Genomic DNA, 15,717 nt, shown 5'->3' with positions numbered 1-15,717 from the left:
CCCGAAAGCAGTAAATTCATCACGAAAGCGCAGAGCCCAGAGTGCACTCTGTTACATATAAAATCAAACAGCCTTGTCACCCTTTCTTTTGTATAGTAAAATTTTAGACAGAGCAGAGAAAGAATGAATCGGAGGGAACAGCATGCCCCCAACACCCAGCATGGAAGATTATATTGAACGAATCTATGCGTTAATTGAAGAAAAAGGATATGCCAGGGTTTCTGATCTTGCTGAAAGTCTGGAAGTACATCCCTCCTCAGTTACAAAAATGATACAAAAGCTGGATAAAGGAAAGTACCTCGTCTATGAAAAGTATCGCGGATTCGTATTAACGCCAAACGGAAAAAAACTCGGCAAACGCCTCGTTTACCGGCATGAATTACTGGAAGGCTTTTTAAAAGTTATCGGTGTTGACCAGGAAAAAATCTTTGACGACGTAGAAGGAATCGAGCATCATTTAAGCTGGAATGCCATCGACAGGATCGGGGATCTTTTGCAATATTTTGAGGAAGATCCGCAGAGAGTTGAAGCATTAAAAGAGATACAGCAAAAAAATCAGGAACAATCATAACAGGCGTTGTGATTGTTTTTATTTTTGTTGAATATTGTACTTCCCCTCGTGATTAGGATAATAAAGGGGGGAATTCATGATGATGGTGGATGGAGTATTCTCAGGCGGTGGCATTAAGGGGATATCATTGATAGGTGCCATTCAGGCAGCAGAAGAGAGGGGCCTTCAATTCAAACGTGTAGCCGGAACGAGTGCCGGGGCGCTCGTGGCTTCCCTCGTAGCAGCTGGATATACTTCTGATGAACTGAAAGATCTTATTCACAATGTCGATTTGAAACAGTTTCTTGATGAAAAGAAATCATGGGTGCCCATACCGTTTATGAATTGGCTGAAGGTGTATTGGAAATTAGGTCTTTATAAAGGGGATGCCCTTGAAAGATGGGTTAAGGAGCTTTTAAAGGCAAAAGGCATTGAGACTTTTGCGGATATTCAGGACGGATCGCTGAAAATTATAGCTTCAGATATTACCCGTGGAAGGCTGGTCGTTCTGCCTGATGACCTGCAGGAATACGGTTTGCTGAAAGAAAAGTTTCCGGTAGCCAGAGCGGTACGGATGAGCTGCAGCATTCCTTACTTTTTTTATCCGATCACCCTTTATAACCGCCTGGGCCAAAAAAGCTTTATTGTAGATGGGGGTGTTTTAAGCAATTTTCCGATTTGGCTGTTTCAGCGAAAAGACCGAACGTCAGAACGGCCGGTCCTTGGGTTTCAGTTAAGTTCATCGTACGGAAATATTCCGACGCATAAAGTGAACAATGCCTTTAACTTGTTTAAGGCTCTGTTTCAGACGATGATGGAAGCCCATGATAACCGCCATATTTCCAAGTATGATGCGAGTGATATTATTTTTATCCCTGTAAAGGAAATTTCGGTCGTTGATTTCGAACTGGCAGAGGAAACGAAAAATGCTTTAATGGATTTTGGGTATCTGCAGGGAACAGAGTTTTTAAACCGGTGGGTGGCAGGAAAAAAAATATGGACCCCATATAAAAATCGAGCCTAAAAAGAAGCTCGATTTTTTTTCTTATTCTTTTTTCCTTCAATTACTGTGAGGTTGTGTTCTTTTTTACGTTTTTTGAATGGAGCGGGTTTGTTTGCAGCTGAACTCTTCTTAATCGGTGGGGCAGATTGATTATATTTTCGTTTGGACTGCTTTACCGCTTTTTTGTATTTTCCGTTTTCACCGGGACGAAACCGCTGAAAGATAAAATAAACAAGAGCAACAACCAAGCCGATCATGAGCAAATTCGTGATTAACTTTTGAGGTGAAAAGAATAATTGTGACCCAAGTCCAATTACTGCCAACACGATAATAACCCAAATGACTGGATGAAATGATTTTCGATGCAACAGGTTCACCTCCTTGAAGAATTAAACGATTTTTGTACTGTTTTCGAGTTTTCTTTTTTCATGTTCGGCATCCCGGCGGAGCATTTCGGTAAATGACAGGATGGCCACTTCGGTCTGTTCACGGTCAGGTTCTTTCGTGGTGAGAAGCTGTAGCCATAAGCCAGGAAATCCGAGATATTTGAGAACAGGGACATTCCTTAGTTTGTTCGTAATCTGCAAAACTTCAAAAGAAACACCGAGGACTACCGGAATCAGCACTAGTCTGTAAACGACCCGCTGCCATAAAGGATCAGACGGAACGAACAGATAGATAAAGACTCCGACCACTACCGTAAACAGTATGAAACTGCTTCCGCAGCGGTAATGAAGCCTGGTTTGCTTCTTTACATTATCAACGGTAAGTTCAAAACCGTTCTCATAGGCATTAATTACTTTGTGTTCCGCTCCGTGGTATTGAAAGACTCTTTTTATTGTTGGCGTTAAAGACACAAAGTAAATGTACGATAGGAGAAAAAGAAATTTAAAGAATCCCTCCAGCAGGTTTTGGCCGATATGGCTTTGCACCCAAGGCCTGAATGCTTCTGCGAGAAAAACAGGAACTAGGGTAAAAACAAATTTTGCAAACAGAAAAGAGACGATGCCAATAATGGCCAGACTGAAAACGAACATCGCTTTGGATGGGGAGGACTCTTCCTTTTTTAATTCCTCACCTGGCAGGACGTTATATCTTTCAGTAGAGTAGTTCAAATGTTTGGTTCCGTTTGAACTGGCCTCCAGAATAGCCGCGATCCCCCGAAGAAAAGGAACCTTTTTAATCTTGTTCAGCCATGGGCTGTAGCGCTTAATCACTTCGAAATACTCAATACTGTCATCATTCCTGCGGATGGCGGTAACATATGTGTGCTTGCCGGCAAACATCACCCCTTCGACGACTGCCTGGCCGCCGTATGCCGGTTTTTTGTTTTCTGTCATTTCTACACCTCTACCCTTTATGTTTATTAGCTTAATTCTACAGGAAAAAGCTATAAACCTCTAGGCTATCGTGCGTTATCTTTATTTTTCCCATTTTATACATTTTTAACACGGAATATTAATAGAACTCAACTTATTGAAAGCAAAGAAAGAAAACGGGACATACTGTAAGATGGAGGTGTTTTTTCCAATGGATGATTTTAAACAGGACAAGAATAAGCGAGAAGAACCGATGTCCTTTATGGCCAGGGTGGTCAGTGTTGGATTCTTTGGGGGGCTTTTCTGGGGGCTTGTCGGTTATTTTGCATACTACCTTAATTTGTCCAAGATTGGACCAGGGCTCATCCTTGCACCATGGGCGCTTGGAAAATGGAAGTCGCTATGGCTTGGCCAGCTCATCGGTGTCATTGCCATTTCTCTTCTTTCCATTCTCGTTGCTATTTGTTACCGATATCTTCTAGCAAAAGTAAAAAGTATGGCTGGCGGCCTCTTTTTCGGTATTGTCCTCTGGGTCATCGTTTTTTACTTGCTGCACCCCATATTTCCAGGCTTGGAACCGATGGGTAAAATAGGAAGAAATACGATTGCCACTACACTGTGCCTGTATATTCTGTATGGCATTTTCGTAGGGTACTCCATATCTTTCGAATATCAGGAACGGCAACCTTCAAAAAGCGGGGAAAGTACCTAACTATTCAAAAAAATACCTGTATGATAGAATGTTCATGGAACATTCTATTTTTTTAAGGGGGCCAATCATGGAACGAATACTGGTCATTAACGGCCCGAATCTGAACCGGCTCGGTACAAGGGAGCCCTCCATATACGGTGATGACACACTGGCTTCTCTTGAACAGCGGCTCATTCATTTCGGAGAGATAAAAAACGTGAAGGTAGAGTGCAGGCAATCCAATCATGAAGGGATCTTACTGGACTGGATTCAAGAAGCAGAGAGTAAATTTGGCGGGATCGTCTTAAATGCAGGGGCCTTTACACATTATAGTTATGCAATTCGGGATGCCATTGCTAGTGTGAACATCCCGGTTGTTGAAGTACATATTTCAAACATTCATGCAAGAGAGGAATTTCGCCACCATTCGGTCATCGCACCTGTTGTGGCCGGACAGATCGCAGGTCTCGGGTTCAAGGGCTATGAGCTTGCGGTTTTAGCACTGCTTGATTCGTTCAGCTAAAATAGGGCATTAGGGGAGGAAAAGGCATGTCAAGATTAGAGAAATTGAGAGCGGAATTTCAAAACCATGATATTGACGGGCTCATCGTAACATCCGGGAAAAATCGAAGATACCTCAGCGGATTTACAGGAAGTTCTGGTGTGCTTGTCATCTCTGAAAAAGAAGCGAAACTCATTACCGATTTCAGGTATATGGATCAGGCAGCAGAACAAGCAAGAGACTTTGAGGTTATTAAGCACACTGCTGCTATTCAGGAAAAAGCTGTTCAAGCCGCGGCCGAAATGGGAATAAAGAAAGCCGGGTTCGAGCAGGATCATCTCACCTTTGCGCAATACCGCACGTATGAGAAGTACATCTGCAGCCAGGACACGGAGCTTGTGCCGATTTCCGGTCTGATTGAAAAATTACGCTTGATTAAGGATAATTCAGAGATTAAGATATTAAAGGAAGCCGCACAAATTGCGGATGCAGCATTCTCTCATATCACTTCTTACATAAGACCTGGCCTAACTGAGCTTGAGGTCTCGAATGAGCTTGAATTTTTCATGAGGAAGAATGGGGCATCGTCTTCTTCTTTCGATATTATTGTGGCATCAGGCTATCGCTCCGCACTTCCGCATGGAGTAGCTTCTCAGAAGAAAATAAGCGAGGGGGAACTCGTCACCCTTGATTTTGGAGCATACTATAAAGGCTATTGCTCGGATATTACACGGACGGTTGCTGTTGGCGAAATTTCTTCGGAGCTTCGGAAGATTTATGAAACGGTTTATGAAGCACAGGCAAGGGGAATGCAGGGAATAAAACCCGGAATGACTGGAAGGCAGGCAGATGCCTTGACGAGGGACTATATTACCGAACAGGGATACGGTGAAAATTTCGGGCATTCGACGGGTCATGGCATTGGCCTCGAGGTTCATGAAGGACCTAGTCTTGCTGTCCATTCAGACATCGTTCTTGAGGCGGGTATGATCGTCACGGTAGAACCGGGAATCTATGTTTCCGGTTTAGGCGGAGTAAGGATTGAAGATGATGCCCTTATTACGGAACAGGGGAATGAATCTCTTACTCATTCTTCAAAAGAACTGCTTATTTTAGGTTAGTATGATCAGGAGGAAAAGCGATGATTTCAGTTAATGATTTTAGAACAGGATTGACCATTGAGGTAGACGGCGGGATTTGGCAGGTAATGGAGTTCCAGCACGTAAAACCAGGAAAAGGAGCTGCCTTCGTTCGTTCTAAGCTCCGCAATCTCCGTACAGGGGGCATTCAGGAAAAAACGTTCCGCGGCGGTGAAAAAGTAGCTAAAGCTCACATCGAGAATAGAAAAATGCAATATTTATATGCTTCAGGTGATACACATACGTTCATGGATAATGAATCGTATGAGCAAACCGAACTCACATCCGCTCAGCTTGAGCATGAATTAAAATTCCTGCTTGAGAACATGGTCGTTCAGATCATGACCTATCAAGGCGAAACCATCGGGGTTGAGCTGCCGAACACGGTAGAATTGGAAGTTACAGAAACAGAACCTGGAATTAAAGGCGATACAGCTTCAGGCGGATCAAAACCAGCTACCCTTGAGACTGGTTTGATTGTACAAGTTCCTTTCTTTATTAACCAAGGCGACAAATTAATCATTGATACACGTTCAGGTGACTACGTTTCCAGAGCGTAAATTTACACATGCAAAAAGCTTCATTCCTCATCGGAGGGATGGAGCTTTTTTGTATTTCCTCAGGTCATAAAGCGTGCTGACAAGCATAAGGTATAATACCTATTTCTTTTTGGGGTGGTGCGCTTGGAAAATGTAATGGCCGTGTTGCCGGAAGCTGTCTGTAAATTGATTATAAAGTACCCGAAGGAGCGGTTAGATCAACTTGAGGAAATCCGTTTTCGATTGCAAAAACCGCTTGAGCTGATCATTAATGGCAAACCTGAATACCCTTCCACCGGAAGCGGATATTATATCGTTCGTCCGGAAGATGGCGTTCAGCTGATCAATAAGCTAAGCCGGTATTCCCTTTACGCTCTGGAAGAAGAACTGAAGAGAGGCTATATCACCATCAAAGGCGGACACCGGGTGGGTCTCGCGGGTAAAGTGATCACGGAAAAAGGTGAAGTAAAAGCGATTAGAGATATCGGTTCTTATAACATCCGCATCGCCAGACAAAAAATCGGAAGCGCTGATCCTTTCCTTTCGGTTCTCTACCATAACCGCCGGTGGCTTAACACTTTGATCGTGGGAGCGCCTCAGACAGGAAAAACAACGCTGCTACGGGATCTTGCAAGAGCGGTCAGTGCAGGATGGCCGGAAAACAATATACCATCCAGCAAAGTAGGCATTGTTGATGAACGCTCAGAGATTGCAGGGAGTGTGAAGGGGGTGCCGCAGTTTGTATTGGGACAAAGAGTGGACGTGCTCGATGCCTGTCCCAAAGCGGAAGGCATGATGATGATGATCCGGTCGATGAGCCCGGAAGTGCTGATTGTTGATGAGATCGGAAGAAAAGAAGATGTGGATGCCATTCTGGAAGCGATGAACGCAGGGGTAGGAATGATGATGACCGTTCACGGACACTCCCTTGAAGAAGCGCTCCGGCGTCCTGCCATTTCCCCTCTTGCTGATATGAAGCTTTTTGACAGGTACATTGAACTGACAAGGGCAGGCAAACCTGGCACCGTCCGAGGGATCTATGATGAGAACAGGAAGCGTATCTCTGCAGAAATGAAGAGCAGGCCATGAACTGGTTTGGAGCGGTACTTATTCTACTGTCGACTACGTGGATCGGCTTTGAGCTGGCTAAAAAAGTAAGAGAAAGGCCGAAACAGCTTAGACAGCTGAAAGTAGGCCTCCAATCGCTGGAGGCAGAAATCATGTACGGCCTCATTCCGCTTGATGAAGCCTTCCTCCATCTCAGTACCCAGCTGAAAGGGCCGGTTGCCGAATTTTTTCTCGATGTATCGAATCGGCTGGAGGAATCGGCTTCTTCTGTACTGGATGCTTGGGAGAGTGGTTTAGCCGGTCTGTCCGACGCCTCTGCCTTTAAAAAAGAGGAGATCGAGATCCTCAGGCAGTTCGGCGCAACCCTTGGGAGACACGACCGGGAAAACCAGCAAAGACAAATCAAGTTAACACTCGCACATCTGGAGAGAGAACTTTCTGAAGCGAACGAAGCACAGTTGAAATATGAAAGAATGTACAAGAGTCTCGGTATTCTTGCGGGGCTGCTTCTCATCATCTTATTGTTCTAGTCATGGGAGGAAATCAGATGGGTTTTGAAGTGAACGTTGTCTTTCAAATTGCTGGTCTTGGAATCATTGTGGCGATGCTGCACAGTGTTCTGAAGATGGTTGGAAAAGAAGATTATGCAAATTGGGTGACACTGCTTGGGTTCATAGTAGCGTTATTTATCGTTATTTCACTTTTAAGCGACCTGTTTCAAAAAGTGAAAGGCGTCTTTCTTTTTCAGTAACTGAAGGGGGTTTCCAACATTGAGATTCTTCAAATTGTAGGATTAGGTTTAATAGGTACGTTTCTTGCTCTCATTCTGAAAGAACAAAAAACGTCCTTTGCCTTTTTGCTTACCCTCGTTGTAGGAATTACGATCTTTCTATTCTTGATCGATCAGATTGCTCTAGTGTTAAGGATGCTGGAGCACCTGGCTGAAGAAGCACATATCAATCTTATGTACGTTGAAACGATCATGAAGATCATCGGTATTGCATATATTGCCGAGTTCGGTTCACAGATTACGAGGGACGCCGGGCAGGGTGCAATCGCTGCCAAGATCGAACTTGCGGGCAAAATTCTCATTCTTGTCATGGCGATCCCGATCTTGTCTATCATTATTGAGACAGTCATTAACTTGATTCCGAAGTAGGAGGTGATGAAGACGGCACAGCAGGAATTATTATCCAAGAAATTAATCTTTTTATTTCTTTTGTTATATGGACTCTATACATGGAACAATGGAGTGCAGCCGGCCAGAGCCTCTTCCATCACCCAAAACATCATGGATGATCAGCTGTCCAAGCTTGGGGTAGAGGATATTAAAGAATATTGGACAACCATTATGACAGACTACGAAGGCTTTTTGCCGGAAACGCAAAAAGGGTCTCTGATGGAATTCATAAAAGGAGAAAAAGATTTTAGTATAAAAGCATGGGCATTAGGCATCTTAAAATATTTATTCTATGAAGTTCTTATTCAAGGGAAGCTGCTTGGCACGCTCATTTTACTGACTGTTTTCAGTATGCTGCTGCAGACGATCCAAAATGCTTTTGAGCACCATACTATCAGCAAGGTCGCATACTCTATCATCTATATGGTATTGATCATCCTTGCCTTAAACAGCTTTCACATCGCCATGCAATATGCCCAGGAATCGATCAGCACGATGATGAACTTTATGATGGCTCTCGTTCCTCTCCTGCTCGCTCTGATGGCCACAGTAGGAAGCGTGACATCGGTTGCATTTTTTCACCCGGTCATCGTGTTTCTGGTCAATTCGAGCGGTCTTTTAATCAACAATTTTGTTCTCCCCCTATTATTCTTGTCGGCGTTGCTGAGCATTGTGAGCACACTGTCTGAGCATCATAAGGTCACCCAGCTGGCAAAGCTGCTGAGATCTATTGGAATGGGGGCGCTGGCTGTTTTTTTTACGGTTTTTCTAAGTGTGATCAGTGTACAGGGAGCGACGACAGCGGTAGCTGACGGAATTACGGTAAAAACCGCCAAATTTATCACCGGCAACTTCATCCCGGTCGTGGGCCGGATGTTCACGGATGCGACGGATACAGTCATGAGTGCCTCAGTACTATTGAAAAATACAGTTGGTATTGCAGGCGTTGCCATCTTGTTTCTCCTGGCTGTTTTTCCAGCCATCAAAGTACTTGCTCTGGGGTTTATCTACAGTTTTGCAGCTGCAGTCCTTCAGCCGCTGGGAGGCGGACCGATCATCGAATGCCTGGGTATTATCGGAAAAAGCGTGTTGTATATTTTTGCAGCCCTGGCAACTGTCTCCATCATGTTCTTTCTTGCGGTAACGGTTATTGTAGCAGCAGGAAATCTATCATTAATGATCCGTTAGCAGGAGGCCAAGATGAATTTTTTGACAGACTGGATTTCAAATATCGTTCTGATCATTCTCCTTGCTGTCATCGTAGATTTGCTCATACCCAATAGCAGTTTTCAAAAATATATCAAAATGGTGGTCGGACTGCTTCTGATCCTGGCGATCCTCAACCCGATACTAAAAATTGCTGGATCCAATGTGGACAAAGTATTCGAGGCGATCGGTGTTGAGCATAACTTCAATGAGAATGATATAAAAAATTCGATAGAAAAGAATAAAAGAGAAATACAAGACTCCCAGTCTGCATATATTTTAGAACAAACGCGTGTCCACATGGAAAACCTAGTAAAAGAGGAGTTGAAGGCAAACTATGGTGTAACGATACTAAGTCTGCAATTGATCCCTAAAAATGGACCTGCTCAAGGTAAGCTGAAAGCAAATGACATAGATTCAGTCCATGTCATCATCGGGCAGGGCGGAGATAAGAAAGACATAATGGTACCGGCTGTTAAGAACGTGGAAATAAACGCAGATCAACCTGTCCAGAAAGAAAAAGAAACGCAAATTAAAGCTAATCCTGTTCAAACGTTCCTAGCAAAGAAATGGCAGATGAAAAAAGAGAACGTACTGATCTCTACGGAAGGAGGAGAGGAAAATGGCGGGTAGGAGTAAGGGGTCGCTTCAAAAAATATTGGACCTGCTTCCCGGCGGCAACGGCAAAAAAGGGCCGCCTCCTTATATCTGGCTTCTTCTGCTGCTTGGTTTTGCCATTATGATCGCAAGTAAAATTTTCACCCCGCCATCTTCGGAGAACGGTAGCTTGCCAACGGCTGCCATAAAGGCGCCGGAAGAAGCAAAAACCGTATTTAAATCCTCCGGGACCTCTACTTCAAAGAAGTTCAGAGCGTACGAAGATAACTATGAAACACAATTGAAAGACATTTTAGAGCAGATCTCCGGTGTTAAGAAGGTCAGGGTGATGGTTACTCTTGATACTACGGAGATCAGGGAGATTGAGAAGAACGAGAGAAGGCAAAATCAGACGACCAAAGAAACGGATAAGAACGGCGGAGAGCGAACGATCAATGACATCAAAACCGATGAAGAAGTGGTGACGATTAAAAGCGGTGATGAAGAAAGGCCCATCATCATAACGACGGAGAAGCCTAAAGTCCGGGGTGTAATCGTGGCTGCAGAGGGTGCGGAAAACCTGCGCATAAAGGAAATGATCATAGATGCGGTTACAAAAGTATTTGATATTGGAAGCGACAGAGTATCAGTGATACCGAAAAAATTTGAGGGGGAATAAGAAATGCTATTAAAGAAACAAACTGTTTGGCTATTAACAATGCTTAGCTTGATCATCGTCCTGTCCGTATACTATATCACCGCTCCAGGATCGGGAGATGACCTTGCTTATTTAGAAAAGGGAAAAAATACAGCGTCATCTAAGCAGGAGCAGGCAGCAAAGAACAAGAAAGGATCTGAAGCAGCCGTTACAAGTGCTGCAGGAGATGATCTATTTACCGCTCTCCGCATGAAGAGAGACGAATCACGCGACGAACTAAGCAGCAAGTATACAGCGGCTATCGCTTCACCAAATGCTTCAGCCGAGGTTCAAACGGAAGCGCTTGCTAAAATTTCAGAACTGCAGTCCCTGACCATGAAAGAATCTACATTGGAAACCTTGATTAAAACAATGGGCTACGATGATGCTCTCGTAAATACGATGGATGATGAAGTCAGAATCATTGTAAAAGGAAAACATTCTTCTAAGGAAGCAGTTAAGATTATGAAAAAGGCTGAAGAACAGCTGGGGAACAAACAAGTGGCTGTTGAGTTTCAAAAACCTGCAAAGTAAGCCGGGGATTATGCCCCGGTTTTTTATTTTTTTCCATTTATTCCAGGTAGTATGACAATTGGTAACGTTGGTCAAGATGATACTGAAGAAAAAATAGAGCAACCGCTTACAATGCAGAAAGAATTCATGTAGTATGTACATGTAAAGCGATTTAATCTATTCTTTATACCTAAATTATGATATGCTTTGCTAGTACCAGGTAACAATAGAAGGTGCTAAACTACGGCAGACAACACCGTGTATAGATCGAAAAAGGAGTGGAATTTGCGTGTTGAAAATACAAGAAATCCGAGAATTGATTAAACTAATTGACAAATCCAGTATTGATGAATTCCAATATGAAAATGACGGTGAAAAAATCGTCCTAAAGAAAAATGAAACGAGTGTACAGCAAGGATATGAACCAGCTGATGCACCGGCAGCCATTCAGGCGGCGGCGCCTGCTCAGGCTGCTCCTGAAGCTTCAGTTCCGGCAGAAGCTCCTCAAGCTCCTGTTACTGAGAAAAAGGAAGATGCCAACTTACATAAGATTGAATCTCCAATGGTTGGTACGTTTTACGCATCATCATCACCAGAAAACCCTGCTTATGTAAAAACAGGAGATAAAGTCAGCAAAGACTCCATCGTATGTATTATTGAGGCGATGAAGCTGTTTAATGAAATTGAAGCAGAAGTAAACGGGGAAATCGTAGAAATCCTCGTTGAAAACGGGCAGCTCGTTGAGTATGGACAGCCCCTCTTTTTAGTTAAAGCGGAATAGAGGTGTCTTCTACTATGATTAAAAAGCTGTTAGTTGCCAACCGGGGAGAAATTGCGGTCCGGATCATCAGAGCATGTAAAGAATTAAACATAGAAACGGTCGCTGTCTACTCAGAAGCGGACAAGGATGCGCTGCATGTGCGTTTAGCGGATGAAGCGTATTGCATTGGGCCTAAGACTTCTAAAGACAGCTATTTAAACTTCACCAACATCATGAGTACGGCGATGCTGACAGGCAGTGATGCCATTCATCCAGGCTACGGATTTTTAGCGGAGAATGCTGATTTTGCTGAGATTTGTGCAGAATGCAATGTTACGTTTGTCGGGCCGAGCGCTGAAGCCATTAATAAAATGGGCATAAAAGACGTTGCCCGTGCAACGATGAAAGAAGCAGGTGTGCCGATCGTACCTGGTTCAAACGGAATTATTTCGGGTAAAGAAGAAGCAATTGAACTTGCGGAAGAAATTGGGTATCCTGTTATTATTAAAGCCACTGCCGGGGGCGGAGGAAAGGGTATCCGTATCGCAAAGACGGAGGCGGAACTGATTAAAGGCATCTCCATTACTCAGCAGGAAGCCGCAACAGCATTTGGAAACCCGGGAGTTTACATTGAAAAGTTCATTGAAGATTTCCGTCATGTTGAAATTCAGGTTCTTGCTGATAATTACGGAAATGTCATCCACCTTGGCGAAAGAGACTGCAGTATTCAGAGACGGCTGCAGAAGCTATTAGAAGAAACACCATCACCGGCCATCTCACCGGAAAAGCGTGAGGAGATGGGAAGTGCCGCTGTGAAGGCCGCAGAAGCGGTAAACTATTCAGGGGCCGGAACGGTTGAGTTTATCTTCGATCATAACAGCGGTGATTTTTACTTCATGGAAATGAACACCCGAATCCAGGTTGAACATCCGGTAACAGAGATGGTAACTGGCATTGATTTGATCAAACAGCAGATTCGTGTCGCTTCTGGTGAACATTTAAGTGTTTCGCAGGAAGACATTGAATTCCAGGGCTGGTCCATCGAGTGCCGGATTAACGCAGAGAATCCTGAAAAGAATTTTATGCCGTCTGCAGGCAAGATTGAAATGTACCTGCCTCCGGGCGGGTTGGGAGTCCGAGTGGATTCAGCCGCATATCCGGGCTACACGATTCCTCCGTATTATGATTCCATGATTGCAAAGGTGATCACATATGGCAATACGAGACAAGAAGCAATCGACCGAATGAAAAGGGCATTGAATGAGTTTGTCATTGAAGGCGTGCATACCACCATTCCGTTCCATCTGCGCCTTTTAAATCATGCCACTTTTGTAAACGGCGACTTTAATACTAAGTTTTTAGAAATTCACGACTTGACGTCAAAGTCTGTAAATTAGGCACGGAGGTGTAATCAATGATGAGTGAGCTTACATTTGAGATGGAAGAGCATCAATCTGAACTTGGAAGAGTGGAAATATCTCCCGAAGTGATTGAAGTGATTGCCAGCATCGCTGCATCTGATGTTGAAGGTGTCGCTTCAATGCGAGGCAACTTTGCGACAGGTGTAGCTGAGCGCTTCGGGAAAAAGTCTCATAGCAAAGGCGTAAAAGTTGAGCTGGGAGAAGAAGGTATTGCCATCAGTGTATATGTGATCATGAATTATGGTGTTTCTATACCTGAAGTGGCACAGAGTATCCAGGACCATATCCGGCAAGGACTCAAGAATATGACAGCCCTTGAGGCAAGTGAGATTAACATTTTTGTTGTCGGTGTCCAGTTTGAGACAAAAGAAAAGCCGCTGGAAGCGCCTGAAGCATACTGATAAAGGGGATTCTCATATCCCCTTTATTTTTTTGCGATTGTTAACTCTTAAGGACATATGATATGATTTCACTTATATTAAGGTACGAACGAGAAAGGAAGTAAAAAATGAAACGTAGACTTGCAAGAGAAAAGGCATTTCAGTCTTTATTCCAAATCGAGGTCAGTGATATTGAACCGGAAGCTGCAATCGCACATGTTTTGGAAGAAGGAGAAAAAGAAGACGAATTTCTTCATTCCCTCGTGTTCGGAACGGTTCAAAACAAACAGGAGATAGATGAAATCATCGCCAATCATTTGGAAAACTGGAGCTTCTCCCGTTTAGCGAACGTTGAAAAGGCAGTACTGCGCCTTGCAGTTTATGAAATGCAGTTTCATGGGGATATTCCCGTTAATGTATCTATGAATGAAGCGATTGAACTTGCAAAGATCTTCGGAGGAGAAGAGTCAGGCCGTTTTGTCAACGGTGTTCTCGTAAAGATTGTCCAGCATTTTTCAAAATAGGGTACCTGCAGGAGATGCGGTAGGCTCAAAATCAAAAGGAGACGTTTCATGCAAAATGACCGTTATGTAACGATAAGTTCAGTTACCCGTTACATTAAGCGGGTATTCGAAGAAGATGACAACCTCAATAACGTCTGGGTCCGCGGAGAACTATCCAATGTCAAACGACATAGCCGCGGTCATTTGTATTTCACACTAAAAGATGAACAAAGCAGAGTCAATGCCGTGATGTTTGCCGGCAATAATCGCTTTCTTTCTTTTCAGCCCGAAGATGGGATGAAGGTACTGATTCAGGGCGAAATCTCGGTATATGAACCGCAGGGCCAATACCAGCTGTATGCCCGGACCATGAAAAAAGACGGAGTAGGAAATTTGTTTCTGGCTTATGAAGAGCTGAAAAAAAAGCTCGAAATGGAGGGTCTGTTCGAATCTTCCCGGAAAAAGAAAATTCCTTCGTTTCCGGATGAAATCGGGGTCATCACTTCACCGACCGGAGCAGCGGTAAGGGATATATTGACAACGATTAAACGCCGCTTTCCCATTTCAAAAGTAACCGTTTATCCTGTGCTTGTTCAGGGGGCCGGAGCGGCTGCTTCTATCGCAAATGCGATTGAAAAGGCCAACAGGGGCTCTGCCAATGTCTTGATTGTTGGACGGGGCGGCGGATCCATTGAAGAACTTTGGGCTTTTAATGAAGAACTGGTAGCTAGGGCGATCTATCAATCCTCGATACCCGTTATTTCTGCTGTCGGACATGAGACTGATTTTACCATCGCCGATTTTGTAGCTGACTTGAGAGCGCCTACTCCGACTGCAGCTGCTGAATTGGCTGTTCCTCATATCGCTGAGCTCGAAGACAGGCTCGCTCAGCGCAAATTGAGGTTGACCCGTGCGATGGGTGACCAAATCTCACAAAATCGCCAGCAGCTGTCAAGGCTGCAAAAGTCATATGCCTTTCGCTATCCTGATCAGCTGATCAAGCAAAAAGAGGTTGAGCTCGACAGGGTGCTTGAAGCGATGACGAGAGAGGTGCAGCGGAATATCGAGCGCCAGAAAAACAGGATCAGCCAGAATCAAAAACAGCTGTCCTATTTCTCACCTGGGGATCAGATCCTTAAATTGAAAGAGAAGCAGCTGAAGCTTAGGAAATCATTGATTCGATACATGGAACAGCAAGTAAAGGGCGGTCAGTCAGGCTTTCAAAGCAAACTTTCACGCTTGAATGCCTTGAGTCCGCTGGCGGTTATGGAAAGGGGCTACAGTCTTGTTTATACGGAAGACGAGCAGCTCGTAAAAAAAGTGAGCCAGGTGCAGCCTGGAGATACCATTAAGGTTCGCCTGCAGGATGGAAAACTGGATTGCCAGGTTTGGGGATTGGAGGAGAAGAACAATGGCTGAAAAAAATAATATTACCTTTGAGGAAGCAATGGAACAGCTTGAACAAATCGTTGAGCGTTTGGAAGAAGGGGATGTTCCTCTAGAAGAGAGCATAGATCTGTTTCAGCAGGGAATGGCTCTTTCGAAAGTATGCCATTCTAAACTGCAGAACATTGAAAAGAAAATGGATACCATCATGAAAGATAATGGAGATGCTGCACCGTTTATCATTCAGGAAGAAGATCAATAAT

The 15,717-nt window shown here is 44.0% G+C and carries 22 protein-coding genes; 20 read left to right on the top strand and 2 right to left on the bottom strand.

Annotated features, from left to right (window positions below; translation table 11 throughout):
• The first annotated feature begins 142 nt into the window (after nt 1-142).
• Together mntR and M1K46_RS10995 are read left to right on the top strand one after the other, a co-directional pair.
• Nucleotides 143-571 carry a transcriptional regulator MntR gene (gene mntR / locus M1K46_RS11000; protein ID WP_091004697.1) on the top strand — a complete coding sequence of 143 codons (429 nt, stop codon included), beginning with the start codon at nt 143-145 and terminating at the stop codon, nt 569-571.
• 76 nt (nt 572-647) lie between these two features.
• Nucleotides 648-1,574: a patatin-like phospholipase family protein gene (locus M1K46_RS10995; RefSeq protein ID WP_309144583.1), complete on the top strand. Its 927-nt coding sequence runs from the start codon at nt 648-650 to the stop codon at nt 1,572-1,574.
• On the opposite strand, the gene M1K46_RS10990 is transcribed toward M1K46_RS10995, so the two are convergent.
• The gene (locus M1K46_RS10990; protein ID WP_234293245.1) at nt 1,571-1,930 is read right to left on the bottom strand and encodes an SA1362 family protein; all 360 of its coding nucleotides are present in this window, start codon (nt 1,928-1,930) and stop codon (nt 1,571-1,573) included. The genes M1K46_RS10995 and M1K46_RS10990 overlap by 4 nt on opposite strands.
• 12 nt (nt 1,931-1,942) lie before the next feature.
• The gene (locus M1K46_RS10985; protein WP_256226023.1) at nt 1,943-2,893 is read right to left on the bottom strand and encodes a DUF1385 domain-containing protein; all 951 of its coding nucleotides are present in this window, start codon (nt 2,891-2,893) and stop codon (nt 1,943-1,945) included.
• A 190-nt stretch (nt 2,894-3,083) separates the two neighbouring features.
• Here M1K46_RS10985 and M1K46_RS10980 point away from each other — a divergent pair, with 190 nt between their 5' ends.
• From M1K46_RS10980 to M1K46_RS10895, 18 genes are all read left to right on the top strand, one after another.
• Nucleotides 3,084-3,584: a YqhR family membrane protein gene (locus M1K46_RS10980; protein WP_062235058.1), complete on the top strand. Its 501-nt coding sequence runs from the start codon at nt 3,084-3,086 to the stop codon at nt 3,582-3,584.
• 67 nt (nt 3,585-3,651) lie between these two features.
• A complete protein-coding gene (gene aroQ, locus M1K46_RS10975; RefSeq protein WP_062235061.1) occupies nt 3,652-4,086 on the top strand; it encodes a type II 3-dehydroquinate dehydratase in 435 nt (144 codons plus the stop codon).
• 26 nt (nt 4,087-4,112) lie between these two features.
• Nucleotides 4,113-5,186 carry a M24 family metallopeptidase gene (locus M1K46_RS10970; protein ID WP_256226022.1) on the top strand — a complete coding sequence of 358 codons (1,074 nt, stop codon included), beginning with the start codon at nt 4,113-4,115 and terminating at the stop codon, nt 5,184-5,186.
• A 20-nt stretch (nt 5,187-5,206) separates the two neighbouring features.
• Nucleotides 5,207-5,764: an elongation factor P gene (gene efp / locus M1K46_RS10965; RefSeq protein WP_053357919.1), complete on the top strand. Its 558-nt coding sequence runs from the start codon at nt 5,207-5,209 to the stop codon at nt 5,762-5,764.
• Nucleotides 5,765-5,887: 123 nt separating this feature from the next.
• A complete protein-coding gene (gene spoIIIAA / locus M1K46_RS10960) occupies nt 5,888-6,832 on the top strand; it encodes a stage III sporulation protein AA (protein ID WP_053357920.1) in 945 nt (314 codons plus the stop codon).
• Nucleotides 6,829-7,341 carry a stage III sporulation protein SpoIIIAB gene (gene spoIIIAB, locus M1K46_RS10955; RefSeq protein WP_053357921.1) on the top strand — a complete coding sequence of 171 codons (513 nt, stop codon included), beginning with the start codon at nt 6,829-6,831 and terminating at the stop codon, nt 7,339-7,341. Before spoIIIAA ends, spoIIIAB begins: the two co-directional genes overlap by 4 nt.
• A gap of 17 nt (nt 7,342-7,358) precedes the next feature.
• Nucleotides 7,359-7,562, top strand: a complete 204-nt coding sequence (spoIIIAC, locus tag M1K46_RS10950) for a stage III sporulation protein AC (protein WP_053357922.1) — start codon at nt 7,359-7,361, stop codon at nt 7,560-7,562.
• A gap of 18 nt (nt 7,563-7,580) precedes the next feature.
• The gene (spoIIIAD, locus tag M1K46_RS10945) at nt 7,581-7,970 is read left to right on the top strand and encodes a stage III sporulation protein AD (RefSeq protein ID WP_082683440.1); all 390 of its coding nucleotides are present in this window, start codon (nt 7,581-7,583) and stop codon (nt 7,968-7,970) included.
• A gap of 6 nt (nt 7,971-7,976) precedes the next feature.
• A complete protein-coding gene (spoIIIAE, locus tag M1K46_RS10940) occupies nt 7,977-9,179 on the top strand; it encodes a stage III sporulation protein AE (protein WP_053357924.1) in 1,203 nt (400 codons plus the stop codon).
• A 12-nt stretch (nt 9,180-9,191) separates the two neighbouring features.
• Nucleotides 9,192-9,830, top strand: coding sequence for a stage III sporulation protein AF (spoIIIAF, locus tag M1K46_RS10935; protein WP_256226020.1), 639 nt, complete (start codon nt 9,192-9,194; stop codon nt 9,828-9,830).
• Complete coding sequence (gene spoIIIAG, locus M1K46_RS10930; protein ID WP_256226019.1) at nt 9,820-10,473, top strand: stage III sporulation protein AG; 654 nt, start codon at nt 9,820-9,822, stop codon at nt 10,471-10,473. Before spoIIIAF ends, spoIIIAG begins: the two co-directional genes overlap by 11 nt.
• A gap of 3 nt (nt 10,474-10,476) precedes the next feature.
• Nucleotides 10,477-11,025: a SpoIIIAH-like family protein gene (locus M1K46_RS10925; RefSeq protein ID WP_062235081.1), complete on the top strand. Its 549-nt coding sequence runs from the start codon at nt 10,477-10,479 to the stop codon at nt 11,023-11,025.
• 268 nt (nt 11,026-11,293) lie between these two features.
• Entirely contained in the window at nt 11,294-11,785 is a 492-nt protein-coding gene (gene accB / locus M1K46_RS10920; protein ID WP_256226018.1) for an acetyl-CoA carboxylase biotin carboxyl carrier protein, read from the top strand.
• 14 nt (nt 11,786-11,799) lie between these two features.
• On the top strand, nt 11,800-13,161 hold the full coding sequence (gene accC / locus M1K46_RS10915; protein ID WP_256226017.1) for an acetyl-CoA carboxylase biotin carboxylase subunit: 1,362 nt from the start codon (nt 11,800-11,802) through the stop codon (nt 13,159-13,161).
• A 20-nt stretch (nt 13,162-13,181) separates the two neighbouring features.
• Nucleotides 13,182-13,586 (top strand): Asp23/Gls24 family envelope stress response protein, encoded by a 405-nt coding sequence (locus tag M1K46_RS10910; RefSeq protein WP_053358532.1) that lies wholly within the window; start codon nt 13,182-13,184, stop codon nt 13,584-13,586.
• A 107-nt stretch (nt 13,587-13,693) separates the two neighbouring features.
• A complete protein-coding gene (nusB, locus tag M1K46_RS10905) occupies nt 13,694-14,089 on the top strand; it encodes a transcription antitermination factor NusB (protein ID WP_062235088.1) in 396 nt (131 codons plus the stop codon).
• 48 nt (nt 14,090-14,137) lie between these two features.
• On the top strand, nt 14,138-15,487 hold the full coding sequence (xseA, locus tag M1K46_RS10900; protein ID WP_053357931.1) for an exodeoxyribonuclease VII large subunit: 1,350 nt from the start codon (nt 14,138-14,140) through the stop codon (nt 15,485-15,487).
• Nucleotides 15,480-15,716: an exodeoxyribonuclease VII small subunit gene (locus M1K46_RS10895; protein ID WP_053357932.1), complete on the top strand. Its 237-nt coding sequence runs from the start codon at nt 15,480-15,482 to the stop codon at nt 15,714-15,716. Before xseA ends, M1K46_RS10895 begins: the two co-directional genes overlap by 8 nt.
• Nucleotide 15,717: the final 1 nt, after the last annotated feature.

This window comes from Fictibacillus sp. WQ 8-8 (genome assembly GCF_024494405.1).
GTDB classification, from domain to species: domain Bacteria; phylum Bacillota; class Bacilli; order Bacillales; family Fictibacillaceae; genus Fictibacillus_C; species Fictibacillus_C marinisediminis.
Note: the sequence above shows the minus strand (reverse complement) of the source record. Positions and strands in the feature narration are given on the sequence as shown.